The organism is Bradyrhizobium erythrophlei, assembly GCF_900142985.1.
GTDB classification, from domain to species: Bacteria; Pseudomonadota; Alphaproteobacteria; order Rhizobiales; family Xanthobacteraceae; genus Bradyrhizobium; species Bradyrhizobium erythrophlei_B.
In genome coordinates this window covers 1,583,609-1,599,807 of sequence record NZ_LT670849.1, presented here as the reverse complement: position 1 = coordinate 1,599,807, position 16,199 = coordinate 1,583,609, and the positions used below count along the sequence as shown (strand labels likewise).

The 16,199-nt window shown below is 61.1% G+C and carries 16 protein-coding genes; 8 read left to right on the top strand and 8 right to left on the bottom strand.

The genetic code is table 11. The features are described 5' to 3' along the window. Positions 1–67 precede the first annotated feature (67 nt). The gene (locus BUA38_RS07520) at positions 68–898 is read right to left on the bottom strand and encodes a hypothetical protein (protein WP_072817373.1); all 831 of its coding nucleotides are present in this window, start codon (positions 896–898) and stop codon (positions 68–70) included. Positions 899–966: 68 nt separating this feature from the next. Further along, a complete protein-coding gene (locus BUA38_RS07515; RefSeq protein WP_338076344.1) occupies positions 967–3,042 on the bottom strand; it encodes a carbohydrate porin in 2,076 nt (691 codons plus the stop codon). A 343-nt stretch (positions 3,043–3,385) separates the two neighbouring features. Here BUA38_RS07515 and mntR point away from each other — a divergent pair, with 343 nt between their 5' ends. After that, positions 3,386–3,850, top strand: a complete 465-nt coding sequence (gene mntR, locus BUA38_RS07510) for a manganese-binding transcriptional regulator MntR (protein ID WP_072817371.1) — start codon at positions 3,386–3,388, stop codon at positions 3,848–3,850. A 25-nt stretch (positions 3,851–3,875) separates the two neighbouring features. On the opposite strand, the gene BUA38_RS07505 is transcribed toward mntR, so the two are convergent. The 5 genes from BUA38_RS07505 to BUA38_RS07485 are packed head-to-tail and all read right to left on the bottom strand — an operon-like array spanning position 3,876 to position 6,118. Continuing rightward, entirely contained in the window at positions 3,876–4,388 is a 513-nt protein-coding gene (locus BUA38_RS07505) for an SRPBCC family protein (RefSeq protein ID WP_072817370.1), read from the bottom strand. Between the two features lie 9 nt (positions 4,389–4,397). After that, entirely contained in the window at positions 4,398–4,862 is a 465-nt protein-coding gene (locus BUA38_RS07500) for an SRPBCC family protein (protein WP_072817369.1), read from the bottom strand. A gap of 24 nt (positions 4,863–4,886) precedes the next feature. Continuing rightward, positions 4,887–5,348: an SRPBCC family protein gene (locus tag BUA38_RS07495; protein ID WP_072817368.1), complete on the bottom strand. Its 462-nt coding sequence runs from the start codon at positions 5,346–5,348 to the stop codon at positions 4,887–4,889. Continuing rightward, positions 5,341–5,811, bottom strand: a complete 471-nt coding sequence (locus tag BUA38_RS07490) for an SRPBCC family protein (RefSeq protein WP_072817367.1) — start codon at positions 5,809–5,811, stop codon at positions 5,341–5,343. The genes BUA38_RS07495 and BUA38_RS07490 overlap by 8 nt, the downstream gene beginning before the upstream one ends. Next, entirely contained in the window at positions 5,804–6,118 is a 315-nt protein-coding gene (locus tag BUA38_RS07485; RefSeq protein WP_072825923.1) for an ArsR/SmtB family transcription factor, read from the bottom strand. Before BUA38_RS07485 ends, BUA38_RS07490 begins: the two co-directional genes overlap by 8 nt. Before the next feature lie 130 nt (positions 6,119–6,248). Between BUA38_RS07485 and BUA38_RS07480 the strand changes: the two genes are divergently transcribed. Beyond that, a complete protein-coding gene (locus BUA38_RS07480; protein ID WP_072817366.1) occupies positions 6,249–7,706 on the top strand; it encodes an LVIVD repeat-containing protein in 1,458 nt (485 codons plus the stop codon). A gap of 121 nt (positions 7,707–7,827) precedes the next feature. After that, the gene (locus BUA38_RS07475) at positions 7,828–8,442 is read left to right on the top strand and encodes a LysE family translocator (RefSeq protein ID WP_072817365.1); all 615 of its coding nucleotides are present in this window, start codon (positions 7,828–7,830) and stop codon (positions 8,440–8,442) included. A 1-nt stretch (position 8,443) separates the two neighbouring features. Here BUA38_RS07475 and BUA38_RS07470 read toward each other — a convergent pair whose 3' ends face one another. Further along, positions 8,444–9,253, bottom strand: coding sequence for an N-formylglutamate amidohydrolase (locus BUA38_RS07470; RefSeq protein WP_072817364.1), 810 nt, complete (start codon positions 9,251–9,253; stop codon positions 8,444–8,446). Between the two features lie 104 nt (positions 9,254–9,357). On the opposite strand from BUA38_RS07470, the gene BUA38_RS07465 reads away from it, so the two are divergent. The 5 genes from BUA38_RS07465 to rpoD all read left to right on the top strand — a co-directional run bounded on the left by BUA38_RS07465 (position 9,358) and on the right by rpoD (position 16,197). After that, on the top strand, positions 9,358–10,242 hold the full coding sequence (locus BUA38_RS07465) for a transglutaminase family protein (protein WP_072817363.1): 885 nt from the start codon (positions 9,358–9,360) through the stop codon (positions 10,240–10,242). A gap of 48 nt (positions 10,243–10,290) precedes the next feature. Next, entirely contained in the window at positions 10,291–11,103 is an 813-nt protein-coding gene (locus tag BUA38_RS07460; RefSeq protein WP_072825922.1) for a transglutaminase-like domain-containing protein, read from the top strand. Positions 11,104–11,106: 3 nt separating this feature from the next. After that, positions 11,107–11,499, top strand: coding sequence for a gamma-glutamylcyclotransferase family protein (locus BUA38_RS07455; RefSeq protein ID WP_072817362.1), 393 nt, complete (start codon positions 11,107–11,109; stop codon positions 11,497–11,499). Between the two features lie 152 nt (positions 11,500–11,651). Beyond that, complete coding sequence (gene dnaG, locus BUA38_RS07450; protein WP_072817361.1) at positions 11,652–13,652, top strand: DNA primase; 2,001 nt, start codon at positions 11,652–11,654, stop codon at positions 13,650–13,652. 385 nt (positions 13,653–14,037) lie between these two features. Then, positions 14,038–16,197, top strand: coding sequence for an RNA polymerase sigma factor RpoD (gene rpoD / locus BUA38_RS07445; protein WP_072817360.1), 2,160 nt, complete (start codon positions 14,038–14,040; stop codon positions 16,195–16,197). The last annotated feature ends 2 nt before the right edge of the window (positions 16,198–16,199 follow it).

Genomic DNA, 16,199 nt, shown 5'->3' with positions numbered 1-16,199 from the left:
CTAGAACGACGAGCGCGCGTTTCAGCATTTTTCAGCCTCCCTAGCTGTAACAACCCCGGCAAGAACCTTAATTTTTTGCGGCCTGAAGCGAATAATCCTTCTTCACGTTCTGCGGGGGTTTGTAGAGATCGCGAGAGATCATCAACTTCACAACCCAGCGATCGGATGCGGGAGTCAAACCGAAGCCGACGCCCGCCTCGATGTTGAAATCTGCGCCTTTATAATCGATGACGCCAAAGAGTTGCTGTGATTGCTGCTCCGTTGGCACAAAATGCTTCAGTGGTCCGTAGTCAGAATACACTTCCGCGGCGACAGCCCACGTCTTCGAGACGTTGTACGCGAGCCGAACCGACGGCGCGAAATCGAGGTTAGAAAATCCAGTCCACGTGTTGTCGAGGATCGGGTTTATGATGAAATCGAATTGACCCAAGTGCCAGCCCAGGATGGGTCTTATCTCCGAAGTGGACCGATAGGGGTCCCAATGCGCGGCGTTGTAGCTGAACTCGAAATTGATGCCGCAGAAAAAGGTTTGTTCTGCCGCATGGGGCACGACAAAGAGTTCGCGTACCTTGAACCCGTTCAGCGTTGGTCCTTCGCCGTCGGCCACACTGTAGAGCGGCAAGTACAGGCCCTGCTCGAACCAGTCGGTCATCCCGTAGGCCCACTCGTGTACGCCATTGAGTGTTTGATTGGGGACAAGCCCGCCCTGGAAACGCGGTGTCTTCAACCCTTCAGGGGTAAAGTTGTTATGGACCATCCAATTGAAGACGCCAGGTTCGGCGATCTGCGCGTCGTAGACTTGGATCTCGTCGGTCTGGGCTGAAGCACTCACCGACCAGAAAACCAGCAACAAGAGTGCTGCGATTGCTGTTTTGGTTGCATTTTTCAATCGCGGCATAGTGCTCACCCACCTTAGAACCAGTCTAATTTAGAACTAGTCTAAAGTGGTGGTGGCCGCAAGGTTGCCTAGAACTGCCAGTGCGCGCGGGCTGCGAAGGCGTTCACCGGACCCCGGTCGGCGTTGTAGCCGGGATTGGCGACGAACTGATAATCGAAGGTAAGTTTGGTCGAGGCATTCAGCGAGAACGTGTAGTAGGCCTCGAAGATCTTCTCGGTGCTGTAGTTCGTCAACTGTCCGTCGCCGATGAGGATGCCGAGCCCGCCTGCATTGAGGAAAGCGACGTGCGCGTTGGAGATGCCGTTGACGACGCCGGCGATGCCGATGGTGTCGTCGGGCCGGCCCCACGATTTGCCGTTGATCGAAACGCCGCCGGACACGGTGCGGTCGATGTCGGCAAAGTCCCACGGCTCGATCTGGCCGTCCGCCCAGCCGGCACGGAAAAACAGTCCGAAATTATCGTTCACCTGCTGTTCGACGTTGAGGCTGACGCCGGGGCGGCTGGTATAGGCGCGTACGGCATTGATGTCGGCCGGCATTCCCGTGACCTGCGACAGCGCGACCGCATCGGAGAAATTGCCGGCGCTGCCACGGTTCAAAAAGCCCGTGATCTTGATCTTGCCCGGCTGGCCCCACAACTCGTATCGCCGCTCGATTTCGCCGAGCAGCGAGAATTGCTGGAAGGTCGGGTCGAGTGCTACGCCCACGGGGCTATTGCCGCCCGTCGGCATAACGGAGAGGTCGAACACACCGGCGCGGAATGTCCAGGGTCCGGTGTACCATTCCGCCGCCGCGCCGTAATTGTAGCCCCAACCGTCGGCCGCGTAGTCGAAGGTGCCGGCGTTGATCAGCGACCAGTTGAGAAAGTCGGACTTCGGACTGTTGGCGTAGCGGTTGGTGTCGAAGATGTCGTTGACGCCAAAACGGCCTGCGGTGATGACCAATCGATCGGTCGAACGCGTCCCCTTGAACTGGGTGAAATCGTCGTCGACGTTTTCGGTCTCGCCGCCGAGATTGATCGTCTGGCGCAGGAAGGCGCGTTGCAGGCGCGCGTAAGGCGTGGATGAGCCGAGTTTGTAGGCTTCGGCGCTGAGAAAGCCGGCGACGCCATGGGTATCGTTAAAGCCAAAGCCCTGGTCGATTTCCGGATTGGCCCAGAACTCCGCACCTCGCCACAGCTTGACGCCGGTGGAGAGTGTGATGTCGAAAGTCTCTTTCGATGACGCCCCGCCGGAGAGGCTGTTGGTCCCTTCGTAGGGCGATGGGAACGAAGGATGGCTCTGCTGGACATAAGTGGCCTGTCCGTGAACCGAGAAAATATCGGCGTTTTGCATGAAACGCGACGGTGCGAACGCGGGCGGCGTTGACGGATCATCAAAGCGGTAGTTGAGGGCGAGCCGGAACTGTTGCTCCGAAAAGCCGGAAGAGACCCGTTGACCCGACACCGGGAAGTTTTCGGCGACAGTCGGAAAGTCGGTCCACAGATATTCGCCGCGCACGGTCCAGTGTGGCGCGATGGCGGTCTCGATGCCGAGGCCGGCGGCCCAGCCGAAGCGGTAGAGGAAGCGGTCTTCAGTATTGCCGGTCGCGTTCTGGGTCAGCGTTTGCTGATTGTAGCTCCAGGCGAGGCCGCCGGTGGCATAGAACAGCCAGGGGCCCGGCGCGTAGCCGATGCGGCCGCGCACCGTGCCGGACGCCAGCACGTTCTCGCTGAAGGTTCCGGTACCGAAGCTGGGCGAGGCAAAGTTCGAAGTCCCGCCGATGGTCATACCGGTGATGGGGTCGGGAAAAGGTGGAAACGAGCCGTCGACCTCGATACCCACCACGAGGCGATTCCGGAGCATCCAGTTGTAACCGGCCTGCACGCCCTCGAACCAGCTCCCGCTGTCCTTGAAGGCGTTAGGCGATTGATAAAGGCTGAAGGAACCAGCCGCCGGCGCGCCGCCGCCGACCGGATCGAGCGTCCAGGGCGAGTTTCCGGTCGCAAGGCCAATATGACCGCCGACATAAAAGCCGGTCCAGTCGTAACCGGCGGCAACAGGCGGGGCCTTCACCGGCAGCATGACAGGAAGATCGGCGGCGCGGGCCGAATCTACCAACGCTGCCGATACCAAACCCGACAGGAGTAACCTGATTGCCAGCACCAACCCCATCCCCACTTGCCCTGCTGTGATACGAAAGGGCAGCCAAATCAATCGCAAATTTCTGAAGCCCAGATGACTTTGGAGACTGGAAGGTTTTGCCCTTCCGAATCCGCATCCCGGCAGCAAATTTCATTCCACGAAGTGGAATCGTCAGGTGATTCCCGCTAGCGGCGACTTCGACGATAAGATTCGATCCAGCAGATACATGAAAGTGTAGCTAATGCTACATGCGGCCGAGAAAGGCTGTCAACCTGATTGATGTAGCAATGGCTACATTTTGACACGTTGGGTGGTATGTGGTCTGTCGACTGGAAGAGATTCCACAGGATCAGGATCGCCAGCTATGGAGCCGTCGGCACCAGGTAAGGCACGGCGGGGCAGCGCTGAAGCGGGGCTGCCTACGGAGCTGGTTCAAGCGCGCCGCTTCGGAAAAACCCGCTCGGCGCAATCGACAGCGTTGCTTGAGGACTATGTCGAGCTGATTGCAGGTCTGTTGACCAACTCAGGTGAGGCGCGGCCGACGGACATCGCGCGGCGGCTGGGCGTATCCCACGCCACGGCAATCAAGACGATCTCACGCTTGAAGCGGGCCGGATTGGCGACTTCGCGCCCCTATCGGGGCGTATTTCTCACCGAGAAGGGGCATGAATTAGCGGAACGCTCGCATGCACGCCACCGGCTGGTGGTCGATCTGCTACGTGCCGTCGGCGTTCCGGTCGAGGCCGCAGAAGCTGATGCCGAAGGTATGGAGCATCATGTTTCGGATGTGACGCTGCGGGCGTTCGCGCAGTTTCTCAAATCCCGCTAGCCGGGGTTTGAGAAGCCGGCCGAGCCTACGGCGTCTTGATGCCAAGCTTCTTCAGTGCCGCCAGCATTCGCGCTGGTGGTGCCATTTTGACGACGAGCGGTTCGCCGGTTTCCAGCAGACTCTTCAGGCTCGAGAGGATCGCGGGCCAGCCCTGGCGTCCGCCGGAAAGGATGTCGTCGTCGAGTGGCCGATCATGCGATTCCGTCATGGTGAGCCGCACGGCATCGCCTGCGGGCTCGATGTCGTAAGTCACGAGCGTGGGTCCCAGCTTTTCGATCAGCTCCGGCCAGTTCACGTTGAACGTGAAGGTGAGCTTGCGATACGGAACGCACTCGGCCACTTCGCCGGAGATATGCAGGCTACCGTCGGGTGTCCGCACGATGTAGGCGCCGCCGACCCGCAGATCGATCTCGACCGCATTGCCAAAGAAGTATTTTCGGCTGAATTCGGCCGAGGTCAGCGCTTCCCACACCTTCTCGGGCGTGGAGGCGATGTAGTTCGTGTAGACGGTGAGCGGCTTGAAGTGGTCGATGTTCATGGCGTCAGCTCAAGCCTCTTCCATCTTCAGCGCTTCGAACGGAATTTGCAGCGGCTCGCCGGTCTCGAGCAGGCTCTTCAAGCTCGACAGGATCGCCGGCCAACCCTTTGAGATGCCTGCGTAGAACTTGCCGCCTTCAACAAAACCTTCTTGGGTCAGCGTCAGCTTGACGAGCTTGCCATAGGGTTCGAGCACGAAGGTTGCGAGCGCCGGGAATTCGTTTTTGTATTTGTCCGAGAGGTTGATGAAGGTGTAGGCGAGCCGGCGCGGCGGATCGCATTCGACGACCTTGCCGGCATCGGAGACGGTGCCGTCGCTGCGAACCATCTCGAACGAAGAGCCGACCTTCCAGTCCGACCGTAGACGCGCGCCGAACCAGTAGCGCGCGGTGAACTCGCCGTCGGTCAGCGCATGCCAGAGTTTTTCCGCAGTAGTCTCGATATAGGTGACGTAGATGAATTCGGGTTTGGACATGATTTTCGTTCCCTGTTCAGCTTGTCAGTTGCCGCTCTTCCAGCGGCGGCGCGTCATCGGCAGCGACGCGCCGGTCTCCAGCAACGTCTTCAGGCTGGACAGGATCGGCGGCCAGCCGCCGCTGATGGCACGAAGCATCTCGGAATCCAGTTCATCGTGGACTACCGTGAGCCTGGTCGATCCGAACTGCTCGTCGATCGAAAATGTCACCCGCGACGTCTTGTCGGGATCGCCGAGGCTCTCCGGTCGCGCCCAGGACAGCACGAGGCGATGCGGGCGATCGCTTTCAATGACGGTGCCCGCAACCACGACCTTCGAGCGATCGTCATAGTCCGCGTGTTGCCAGGACGAACCCGTCTTCCAGTCGGACAGGTTGCAGTGCCGGCCCCAGTATTCCTTGTTCATTTCCGGATCGATCAGGGCGTCGAAGACCTTCTCGCAGGGTGCTTCGATGTAGATGACGTAGACGTATTCGGGCTTAGGCATCGGCCGTTTCCCTCTTCGTGGCTGGCGGCAGCTCGATCGAAGGGACGTGGCCGCTCTCCAACAGGCTCTTCAGGCCGGAGAGAACCATCGGCCAGCCACCGGAAATCTCGCAATAGGTGACGCCGCCTTCGTCGAGATTGTCATGCGTCACCGTCAACTTGACGGATCCTCCGCTCGGTTCGATGTCGAAGGTCACACGCGAGGTGCATTCACGTCTTGATTCCGGCGAGCAGCCATCAAAACTGTAGGCGAGTTGCCTCGGCGGGTCAGAGATCAAGATCTTGCCGTCGGAGTGCGGCATGCCTTGCTTGGTGAAGCGATAGACCGAGCCGACCTTCCAGTCGGAGGCGATGCGATGGCCAAACCAGTAGCGCTCGGTAAAATCTCCATCGGTCAGCGCCTGCCAAAGTTTCTCCGGCGTGGTTTCGATGTAGGTCACGTAAACGAATTCCAGTTTACTCATCACGCTTCTCCAGTTGCCGTTTCAACTCGCTGAGCGCGGTGAGTTTTCCGCGCTCGAATTTCTTGATCCACCGTTCGCCGATCTGATGGATCGGCACCGGGTTCAGGTAGTGCAGCTTCTCGCGGCCTTGCTTGTACGTGGTGACCAGGTTGGCCTCCTCGAGAATGACAAGGTGCTTGGTGACGGCCTGCCGCGTCATGGCGAGGCCCTCGCCGAGTTCGTTCAGTGTCTGTCCGTTTCTGGCGTGAAGCCTGTCGAGCAGCGACCGTCGCGATGCATCGGCCAGGGCTTTGAACACGTCGTCCATTTCCATAGGTGAAAATAATAGGCAACCAATTGGTTGCATGTCAAGGGGGTGTTTTGGCCGACGCGTTCGGCTGTGCTAGGGGAGGGACGAGCCAGCGAGAGATTGGCCTCTAAAGCGTGGGTGGAAAAACATGAACCGTTACGTCAAGCCGGCAGCCTGTTTCGCAACCTTGTTCCTGTTCTGCGGCAGCGCGGATGCGCAGAGCCAGAAGATCACACAACAGAAAATCGGCGCGCCGCCCGAAGCCTCCAACATGAAGCTCGTCGGCTACAACGACTTGCAGGCGCGCAGCGCCTATCAGCCGACCATCCATCATCAGGGCGATCGCTGGATCGCCTATGTCGGCCACCACGGCGGCACCGACGAAATTCCCGATCCCGTCAATTCGATGACCGGCAAGGCGGAGCCGAACGGCACCTCGATCATCGACGTCACCGATCCCGCGAACCCGAAATATCTGGTTCACATTCCGGGCCAGGAAGGAAAGTACGAAAGCGGCGGCGCGCAGATGGTGCGCGTGTGCGACGGCAAGCAATTGCCGAAGGGCGATCCGAACGCGGTCTACATGCTGCGCGCGATCGGTAGCGCCGGACACGAGGTCTGGAACACCGCCGATCCCGCCCATCCGGTGCTGGTCAGCCGTATCGGCGAGGGGCTGAAGGACACGCACAAGAACTGGTGGGAATGCAACACCGGCGTCGCCTACCTCGTGTCGGGCAAGCCTGATTGGCGCACGCGCCGCATGACCATGATCTACGATCTCTCCGATCCCGCGCACCCGACGAAGATCAGGGATTTCGGACTTCCCGGTCAGGAGCCGGGGGCGTCAGGCGCGGTGCCGACCGAATTGCACGGGCCGATCTCGGCAGGTCCCGAGGGCAATCGCGTCTATTTCGGCTACGGCACCGACAAGGGCGGCTTTTTGCAGATCGTCGATCGCGACAAGCTGTTGAACGGGCCGAAGGAGCCGACGCCGGAAAACCTGCGCTATCCCGAGATCTCGCGCATGTCGATGTCCGCCTTCAACGGCGCGCACACGACATTTCCGATGCTGAAGATGCCGATCGCCGAGTTCGCCCATGACAAGGAGCCGACGCGCGACATCGTCATGATCGTCGACGAGGAAATCGTCAACGAATGCGCCGAGCCGCGGCAGATGGTGTGGTTCGTCGACGTGACGATTGAGGCGACGCCGATGGTGATTTCGAGCTACACGGCCAAGGAAGCAGACGGCGATTTCTGTCAGCGGGGCGGGCGCTTTGGCGCGCATTCCTCGAACGAGAGCATGGCGCCGGTCTACTACAAGAAGATGGCCTTCATCTCCTATTTCAACGCCGGCGTTCGCGCGCTCGACATCCGCGATCCGTATCACCCGACCGAGGTCGGGTATTTCATCCCGTCGATCACGGCCAACACCGACAAGCGTTGCGTCAAGATCGACGGCAAGGATCGCTGCAAGGTCGCGATCCAGACCAACAATCTCGAGACCGACGAGCGCGGCTATATCTACATCGTCGACCGCGCCAATACCGGCATGCACATCCTCGAATTGACGGGTGAGGCGCGGAAGATTGTTGGGCTGCCGTAGACATCAACCGTCATGCCCGGGCTTGACCCGGGCATCCACGTCTTCTTAGCTAACTCGACGAAACAAGACGTGGATGGCCGGGATGAACCCGGCCATGACGACGGGTCAGGTAAGTTCTCCCATGTCCCTTCAAGTCTATCTCGCCTATATCGCCGCCTGCGTCGGGCTCGCGCTGTTGCCCGGGCCCATCGTCACGCTCGTGATCGCCAATGGCCTGCGTCACGGCACCCGCGCGGCGCTGACCAATATCGCGGGCGTGCAGGCGGCGATGATGATCGTGATCGGCATCGTCGCGATCGGGCTGACCTCGTTGATGGCGACGATGGGCTACTGGTTTGACTGGGTCCGCTTTGCCGGCGCCGCCTATCTGGTCTGGCTCGGCATCAAATTGATCCGCTCGCCGGTCGAGGGCGTCGAAGCGGAAGCACCACCGCCGCCGCGCGGCGGGTTCTTCCTCCAGGGTTTTCTGGTCGCGCTCTCCAATCCGAAGCTGTTGGTGTTCTTTGGCGCGTTCATTCCGCAGTTCGTGGATATGGGCCGGGATCATTTCCCTCAGGTCGCCATTCTCGGCATCACCTTCATGGTTGTCGCAGGGCTCACCGACGGCACCTATGCCTTGCTTGCGGGTCGTGTGCGGTCGTTTTTCTCGGCGCGGCGGACGCGAATGATGTCGCGGGTCTCCGGCGGCGTCATGATTGGCGGCGGTGTCTGGCTCGCGCTCACGCGCGCGCGATAAATCATATCGACAGCAAGGCCTGCGCCCGCAGTGTGGCTTCGATGTCGCCAAAGACGTTCGCAAGCCGGTCCGACCATTCCGCTTCACCGGCCTGGTTGCCGATCAGATCCTGCCGGATTTCGATTCCCGTGTTCATCAGTCCGCGCGCCTCGCCGTGCACGGGAATGGTGTAGTCGGTCTCGTTGCTCACCGCATAGGGTTCGTTGTCGCCGACGACCAGGTCGCCTTGCGCGCGTAACGCTTTCAAGAGCAACGGCGGCAGGCGGCTGTCGCGCTGATACAGCGTGCCGACATGCCATGGCCGTTTGATGCCCGCATAGATCGGCGTGAAAGAGTGCAGCGACACCAGCACGGTCGGTAAACCACCGGCCGCGCGGCGCTCGATCACCTCGGCGATGCGGCGATGATAGGGCTCGAACACCTCGCGGCGGCGTGCATCTATTGCGTCGCGGGTGAGGCCCTCATTGCCGGGGATCGTCGTGGCTTCGCTGATCAGCGGGATCGAACTTGGCGAGGTGAAAGGGCGGTTGCAGTCGATCACGAGCCGCGAGTAGGCTTGCGCGATCAGATGCGCATTCAGCCGTTCGGACAGCGCGCGTGCCACGCCGGCGATGCCGATGTCCCAGGCGATGTGCCGCGTCAGTTCGCTTTCCGGCAGGCCAAGGCCGCCGAGGCTTTTGGGGAGCGCGCGGCCAAAATGATCCGAGGTCAAAAGGAACGGAGAGGGGCCTTGCGGATTGTGCTCCACGACCGGCGGCTCGTCCGTGCTTCCCAGGAGTAACGATGTGTCGCCGGTGTCAACCAAGGCCATCTTTTCTTGCCCTTTTTGCCTCTTCTAACGGCATCCACGATCTCGAAATGTGCGGCGATAGGTATAGATTACTGCTCACCAAGTCATAATAATTGTAGTTAACGATGCCGCGTCTGACGATCCACCACAAGACCGAATACCGCTATGCGCACCCCGTCGCATTCGGCGAGCACCGGATCATGCTTCGACCCCGCGACGGGCACGATTTACGCGTGCTGTCGGGCGATCTCCGAATCGAGCCGGAGCCGATGCGGCTCCGCTGGATTCACGACGTGTTTGGCAACAGCGTGGCGATCGCGACCTTCGATGAGCGTTCCGATCGCCTCGTCGTCACCTGGACCGCGACCGTCGAGCACAACCCGGCGGAAGCCTTTGCGTTAACCCCGGACGAACCTGCTTATTTCTATCCGTTCCTCTACGATGCGGAGGAGTTTCCGGATCTTCGCCAGTTCATCACGCCGCAATACAGCGATCCGAACGGCGAGCTGGCGGACTGGGCGCGGAAATTCCTTGACGTGGAATCGCCGACACCGACCTTCAATATCCTGAGCCAGATGACCCATGGCATCCGCGATGCCTTCAGCTATCGCAAGCGCCACGAGCACGGCACCCAGCACCCGCTCGATACGTTGCAAACGGGCTCCGGCACCTGCCGCGATTACGCGTTGTTGATGATCGAGGCGTTGCGCCAGCTCGGCATCGCCGCGCGGTTCGTGTCGGGCTATCTGTTCGTGCCTGCGGACGAAGGCTATCTCGGCGGCGGCTCGACGCATGCATGGGTGCAGGTCTACCTGCCGAGCGCGGGCTGGATCGAGTTCGATCCGACCAACGGCATCGTTGGTACGCGCGATCTCGTTCGTGTCGCGGTGGCGCGCGATCCGCGCCAGGCCATTCCGCTGCACGGCACTTATCTCGGACCGGCGGATGCTTTCATCGGCATGGAGGTCAATATCCGCGTCGTCGCCGCAGAGGATGTGGTGGAGGCCTAGTGCCGGGTGCTGACGTGCAGCACGAACTTCGGAAAGTGGACGCTAGTGATCCAGATCAAGCTCGGATTCGATATCGCCTACACCGCGCCGCAGCCGACGCCGATGGTGATCATGCTCTCGATCCATCCCTCGCGCCGCCACGACATCATCGGAACCGAGACCATCGTCGCCGAACCTGATGTGCCCATCCACTATTACAACGACACCTTCGGCAACATCTGCGGACGCCTGCTCGCACCCGCCGGCGGCGTCATGCTGCGCGGCAACGCGCTGGTGCGCGACAGCGGATTGCCGGACGTGATCGCCGAAGACGCACAGCAGATTCCGATCGAGCAACTGCCGGACGATGTGATCGTCTATCTGATGGCGAGCCGCTACTGCGAAACCGACAAGCTCGTCGATCTTGCGTGGTCGCTGTTCGGTAGTACGAAGCCCGGCTGGCCGCGGGTGATGGCGATCTGCCAATATGTGCACGACCGCATCACTTTCGGCTACGAGCATGCCCACCACATGAAGTCGGCCTTCGACGCGCACGAGCAACGTTCCGGCGTCTGCCGCGACTTCGCGCATCTGGCGCTGACGCTTTGCCGCTGCATGGGCATTCCCGCGCGCTACTGCACCGGCTATATGGGCGACATCGGCATTCCGCCCGAACCGATGCCGATGGATTTCTCCGGCTGGTTCGAAGCTTATCTTTCCGGCCAATGGTACACCTTCGATGCGCGCCACGTGGTGCCGCGCATCGGTCGCATCCTGATGGCGACGGGCCGCGATGCCGCCGACGTCGCGCTGTCGACGAGTTTTGGCCGCATGAACCTCGCCAAGTTTTTTGTCGTCAGCGACGAAGTGACGGCGACCTGACGTATGACCTCCGACCTTCTGTTCGTCTACGGCACGTTGATGCGCGGCTATTCGCATCCGATGGCGCGGCTGTTGTCGGCCAATGCCGATTTCCTCGGGGAAGCCAGTTGTCATGGCCGGCTTTACAAGGTGAAGCATTATCCGGGCCTGGTGCTGTCGGATGACGCATCCGACGTCGTCTATGGCGAGCTCTATCGCTTGCGCGCGGTTGACGATCTCCTGCGCGAGTTCGACATGTACGAGGCCTGCGGCGAGGGTTTTGCGGAACCGACGCAATATGTGCGGCAGATGCTGTCAGTCACGCTTCCCGACGGAGCCAGGCGCGAGGCCTGGACCTATATCTACAACTGGCCGGTTGCAGGGCTGGCCTGGATTGAGTCGGGGCGTTTTTTGTAACGCCGTCATTCCGGGTTCGCACCTGGCGGTGCGCCCCGGAATGACGATAGCCCTGTGAATAGTGGCGAGAAAGCCCATATTCTTGGCTCTTTCGGGAGGCCAACCCTATATCGATGATCGGTTAGCCCCGACTCACCGCCACTTAGAGGCCCATGCGCTTTACGCCCGAATTCCTTGAAGAGCTGAAGGCGCGGCTTCCGGTGTCGGAAGTCGTCGGTCGGCGCGTGAAGCTGAAGAAGGCGGGTCGCGAGTACAAGGGGCTGTCGCCTTTTCAACAAGAGAAGACGCCCTCGTTCACCGTCAACGATCAGAAACAATTCTACCACGACTTCTCGACCGGCAAGCACGGCAACATCTTCGACTTCCTGATGGAAACCGAAGGCGTGACGTTCCCGGAAGCCGTGGAACGCCTGGCCTCGATGGCCGGCCTGCCGCTGCCGGCTGCGACGCCCGACGCGGCGCGCCACGAGGCGCGGCGCAAGACGCTGCATGACGTGATGGAACTCGCGGCGAAATTCTTCGCCGACACGCTTGCCTCGCGAAACGGCGCCAAGGCGCGCGGCTATCTCGCCGATCGCGGAATCTTGCCCAACACGCAACTGCAGTTTCGCCTCGGTTATGCGTCGCCCGATCGCTTCGCGCTGAAAGAGCATCTCGGCAATCAGGGCATCCCGGTCCACGACATGGTCGAGACGGGCTTGCTGATCGGCGGCGACGATATCCCGGTGCCCTATGATCGGTTTCGTGATCGCGTGATGTTTCCGATCACCGACGCCCGCGGCCGCGTGATCGCGTTCGGCGGCCGCGCGCTCGAAAAAGACGTGCCGGCGAAATACCTGAACTCGCCGGAAACCCCGCTGTTTCACAAAGGCGACAATCTCTACAACATCGCCACGGCACGGCAGGCCGCGCATGACGGCAGTCCCATCGTCGTGGTCGAGGGCTATGTCGACGTGATCGCGATGGTCGGCACAGGATATCCAGGAGCGGTCGCGCCGCTTGGCACCGCGCTCACCGAAAACCAGCTCGCGCTGCTCTGGAAGATGGCAGACGAGCCGATCCTGTGTTTCGACGGCGACCGCGCTGGACAGAAGGCGGCGTGGCGCGCGGCAGAGCTCGCGCTGCCGCATCTCGCGCCCGGAAAGAGTTTGCGCTTTGCGCTGCTGCCGGAAGGTCAGGACCCTGACGATCTCGCGCGATCAGGCGGCCGCGCCGCGATCGAGGACGTGATCGCGGCCTCGCGCGGCCTCGTCGACGTGATCTGGGCCCGCGAGATCGAGGGCGGCAATTTCGATACGCCCGAGCGCCGCGCGGCGCTGGAGAAACGCATCGGCGAATTGTCCAACGCCATCCGTGACGAAGTGGTTCGGCGTTACTATTGCCAGGATTTCGCCGAGCGGCTGTCGCGCATGTTCGCGCCGGAACTGGCGCGCAGCCCCTATGGCGGGGGTCGCGGAGGCGGAAATTATGGCGAATCACCCCGCCGTTTTGCCCCCCGTGGGGGCCAAAATACGGGCCGGTTCGACTCCCGGTCCGGCCGTCCGCAGGTGGCCGCCTCTGCTTTTCGGGGACCCTACCAGGCGGCGAGTTCGCAGCTGGCGGCAAGCTCCTTGATGCGCGGCCAACGCAGCGCGATCTCCCGCCGCGAAGCCCTGATCCTGCAATGCTTGCTCAACCACCCCTGGCTGTTGCACGACCATCTAGAGGAGGCGGCCGCACTCGAGCTGCCGCACCCGGAAGCGCACCGGCTGCGCGCCGCTATCATCGCGGCGTTCGCGGCCGACCATCACCATTCGCCTGACGTCGCCGAGCAGAGCGAAAAACTCCGCGCGGATCTTGAGAGGAGCGGATTTTCGCAAGTTCTTCAAAGGGTTGATGGCGCGATCACAACCGGTGCGGTGTGGGCGGCAAAAGCCGGCGCGGCGCGGGACGATGTTCTTTCCACCTGGCACCAGCTCGTCTCCTTGCATCGCCAGTACCACTCCTTACTTAGGGAGCTAAAGGACGCCGAGCTTGCGTTGGGCGACGATGCGAGCGAGGCCAATCTGGCCTGGTTGCGCGACATCAAGACCCGGTTGTCCGAAATGGACGGGACGGAGGCCATCATCGAGGGATTTGGCGAATTATCCGGCCGGTTCCAGGGCTCCGCCTGAGTAGAAAAGGGCTCCGCCTGAGCGGAAAATTTGTGCGGACGGCGGTGGCCGGAACCGCAAAAAGACTCGCCAAACCCGTGGTTTGGCGGCAAAAACAGGGTTAAGCAACGCTTAATGGCTTTGAGGCATTTTCGCAAACTAGCGACGGCTGGAGATCGACCGAAAAAGAAGCGTTCGGAATAAACATCTGAACACTCTGTTCGAGTATCCAGCGCGCGCGATTTCCGCAATTTGCATCAGGCCATTTGTGTGAAATCCGCCGAAAGCGACTGGGGGTGGCGAAACTTGGCGCCGCCCTTTCGCGTCATAAGAGTGAGTTGAGGTTTTAAGCGTTTTGCGATGGGCGAGAAAGCCTAGCGAGCGAGACGCGGTTGGAGAGCACTGAATGGCCAGCAAGGCAAAGACGCTTCAGGTGAAGGAAAAGGAAACGGACGAGAAGGTCGCCGACGCGCCCGAGAAGGACTCGCCCGACGCGCCCTCGCCGTTGCTCGACCTGTCCGATGCTGCCGTCAAGAAGATGATCAAGCAGGCCAAGAAGCGCGGCTTCGTGACCTTCGACCAGCTCAACGAAGTGCTGCCTTCCGACACCACCTCGCCCGAGCAGATCGAGGACATCATGTCGATGCTCTCGGACATGGGCATCAACGTCACCGAGGCCGAGGAAGATTCCGACGACGACAAGCAGGAAGACGCGGCCGACGACGAGACCGATAACGAACTCGTCGAGGTCACCTCGAAGGCCGTCACCGAAGTCAAGAAATCCGAGCCGGGCGAACGCACCGACGATCCCGTGCGCATGTATCTGCGCGAGATGGGCACCGTGGAGCTGCTGTCGCGCGAGGGCGAAATCGCGATTGCCAAGCGCATCGAGGCCGGCCGCGAGGCGATGATCGCAGGTCTCTGCGAAAGCCCGCTGACCTTCCAGGCCATCATCATCTGGCGCGACGAACTCAACGAAGGAAAGATCTTCCTTCGCGACATCATCGATCTCGAGGCCACCTATGCCGGCCCCGACGCCAAGAACAACATGAACCCGGCGATGATCGGCGCCGCCGTCGGTCCTGACGGCCAGCCGATCGCGGCGGAAGGCGCTGCCGCCAACGGTCACAGCAACGGCAATGGCGGCGCGATGCCGGCTGCCGTCGCTCCGCCTGCGGCCCCGCCGTCGGCGACGCCGTTCCGCGCTGTGCCAGGTGGCGAGGCTGCGGAAGGCGAGGAGAAGGATCCCGCTGAAGCCGCCGCCGAGTCCGACATGGACGACGACGAGTTCGAAAACCAGATGTCGCTCGCCGCGATCGAGGCCGAGCTGAAGCCGAAGGTGGTCGAGACTTTCGACAAGATCGCCGACAACTACAAGAAGCTGCGGCGCCTGCAGGAGCAGGACATCTCCAACCAGCTCCAGAACGAGACGCTGTCGCCGGCGCAGGAGCGCAAGTACAAGAAGCTGAAGGACGAGATCATCGTCGAGGTGAAGTCGCTGCGCCTCAACCAGGCGCGTATCGACTCGCTGGTCGAGCAGCTCTACGACATCAACAAGAAGCTGGTTTCGTTCGAAGGCCGCCTGCTGCGCCTCGGCGACAGCCACGGCGTCGCGCGCGAGGACTTCCTGCGCAACTATCAGGGATCGGAACTCGATCCGCGCTGGCTCAACCGCGTCTCGAAACTCTCGGCAAAAGGCTGGAAGAATTTCGTCCATCACGAGAAGGACCGCATCAAGGAACTGCGCGGCGAGATTCAGCAGCTTGCGGCCTTGACCGGTCTTGAGATCGGCGAATTCCGCAAGATCGTGCATGGCGTGCAGAAGGGCGAGCGCGAGGCCCGGCAGGCCAAGAAGGAAATGGTGGAAGCCAACCTTCGCCTCGTGATCTCGATTGCGAAAAAATACACCAACCGCGGTTTGCAGTTCCTCGACCTGATCCAGGAAGGCAACATCGGTCTGATGAAGGCGGTCGATAAATTCGAATACCGCCGCGGCTACAAGTTCTCGACCTATGCGACGTGGTGGATCCGGCAGGCGATCACGCGTTCGATCGCCGACCAGGCCCGCACCATCCGCATTCCCGTGCACATGATCGAAACGATCAACAAGATCGTGCGCACCTCGCGGCAGATGCTCAACGAAATCGGCCGCGAGCCGACCCCGGAAGAGCTCGCCGAGAAGCTCGGCATGCCGCTTGAGAAAGTTCGCAAGGTTCTCAAGATCGCGAAAGAGCCGCTCTCGCTGGAAACGCCGGTCGGTGACGAAGAGGATTCGCACCTCGGCGATTTCATCGAGGACAAGAACGCGATCCTGCCCATTGACGCGGCGATCCAGTCGAACCTGCGCGAGACCACCACGCGTGTTCTGGCTTCGTTGACCCCGCGCGAAGAGCGCGTGCTGCGCATGCGCTTCGGCATCGGCATGAACACCGACCACACGCTGGAAGAAGTCGGCCAGCAGTTCTCGGTGACCCGCGAACGTATCCGCCAGATCGAGGCGAAGGCGCTGCGCAAGCTGAAGCATCCGTCGCGGAGCCGCAAACTTCGCTCCTTCCTCGATAACTAGCT

What these genes read in the sequence shown, in the direction of transcription:
- BUA38_RS07520 (WP_072817373.1), bottom strand. Translation starts at nt 898, where the DNA reads ATGCCGCGATTGAAAAATGCAACCAAAACAGCAATCGCAGCACTCTTG.
- mntR (WP_072817371.1), top strand. Translation starts at nt 3,386, where the DNA reads ATGGAGCCGTCGGCACCAGGTAAGGCACGGCGGGGCAGCGCTGAAGCG.
- BUA38_RS07505 (WP_072817370.1), bottom strand. Translation starts at nt 4,388, where the DNA reads ATGAACATCGACCACTTCAAGCCGCTCACCGTCTACACGAACTACATC.
- BUA38_RS07500 (WP_072817369.1), bottom strand. Translation starts at nt 4,862, where the DNA reads ATGTCCAAACCCGAATTCATCTACGTCACCTATATCGAGACTACTGCG.
- BUA38_RS07495 (WP_072817368.1), bottom strand. Translation starts at nt 5,348, where the DNA reads ATGCCTAAGCCCGAATACGTCTACGTCATCTACATCGAAGCACCCTGC.
- BUA38_RS07490 (WP_072817367.1), bottom strand. Translation starts at nt 5,811, where the DNA reads ATGAGTAAACTGGAATTCGTTTACGTGACCTACATCGAAACCACGCCG.
- BUA38_RS07485 (WP_072825923.1), bottom strand. Translation starts at nt 6,118, where the DNA reads ATGGACGACGTGTTCAAAGCCCTGGCCGATGCATCGCGACGGTCGCTG.
- BUA38_RS07480 (WP_072817366.1), top strand. Translation starts at nt 6,249, where the DNA reads ATGAACCGTTACGTCAAGCCGGCAGCCTGTTTCGCAACCTTGTTCCTG.
- BUA38_RS07475 (WP_072817365.1), top strand. Translation starts at nt 7,828, where the DNA reads ATGTCCCTTCAAGTCTATCTCGCCTATATCGCCGCCTGCGTCGGGCTC.
- BUA38_RS07470 (WP_072817364.1), bottom strand. Translation starts at nt 9,253, where the DNA reads ATGGCCTTGGTTGACACCGGCGACACATCGTTACTCCTGGGAAGCACG.
- BUA38_RS07465 (WP_072817363.1), top strand. Translation starts at nt 9,358, where the DNA reads ATGCCGCGTCTGACGATCCACCACAAGACCGAATACCGCTATGCGCAC.
- BUA38_RS07455 (WP_072817362.1), top strand. Translation starts at nt 11,107, where the DNA reads ATGACCTCCGACCTTCTGTTCGTCTACGGCACGTTGATGCGCGGCTAT.
- dnaG (WP_072817361.1), top strand. Translation starts at nt 11,652, where the DNA reads ATGCGCTTTACGCCCGAATTCCTTGAAGAGCTGAAGGCGCGGCTTCCG.
- rpoD (WP_072817360.1), top strand. Translation starts at nt 14,038, where the DNA reads ATGGCCAGCAAGGCAAAGACGCTTCAGGTGAAGGAAAAGGAAACGGAC.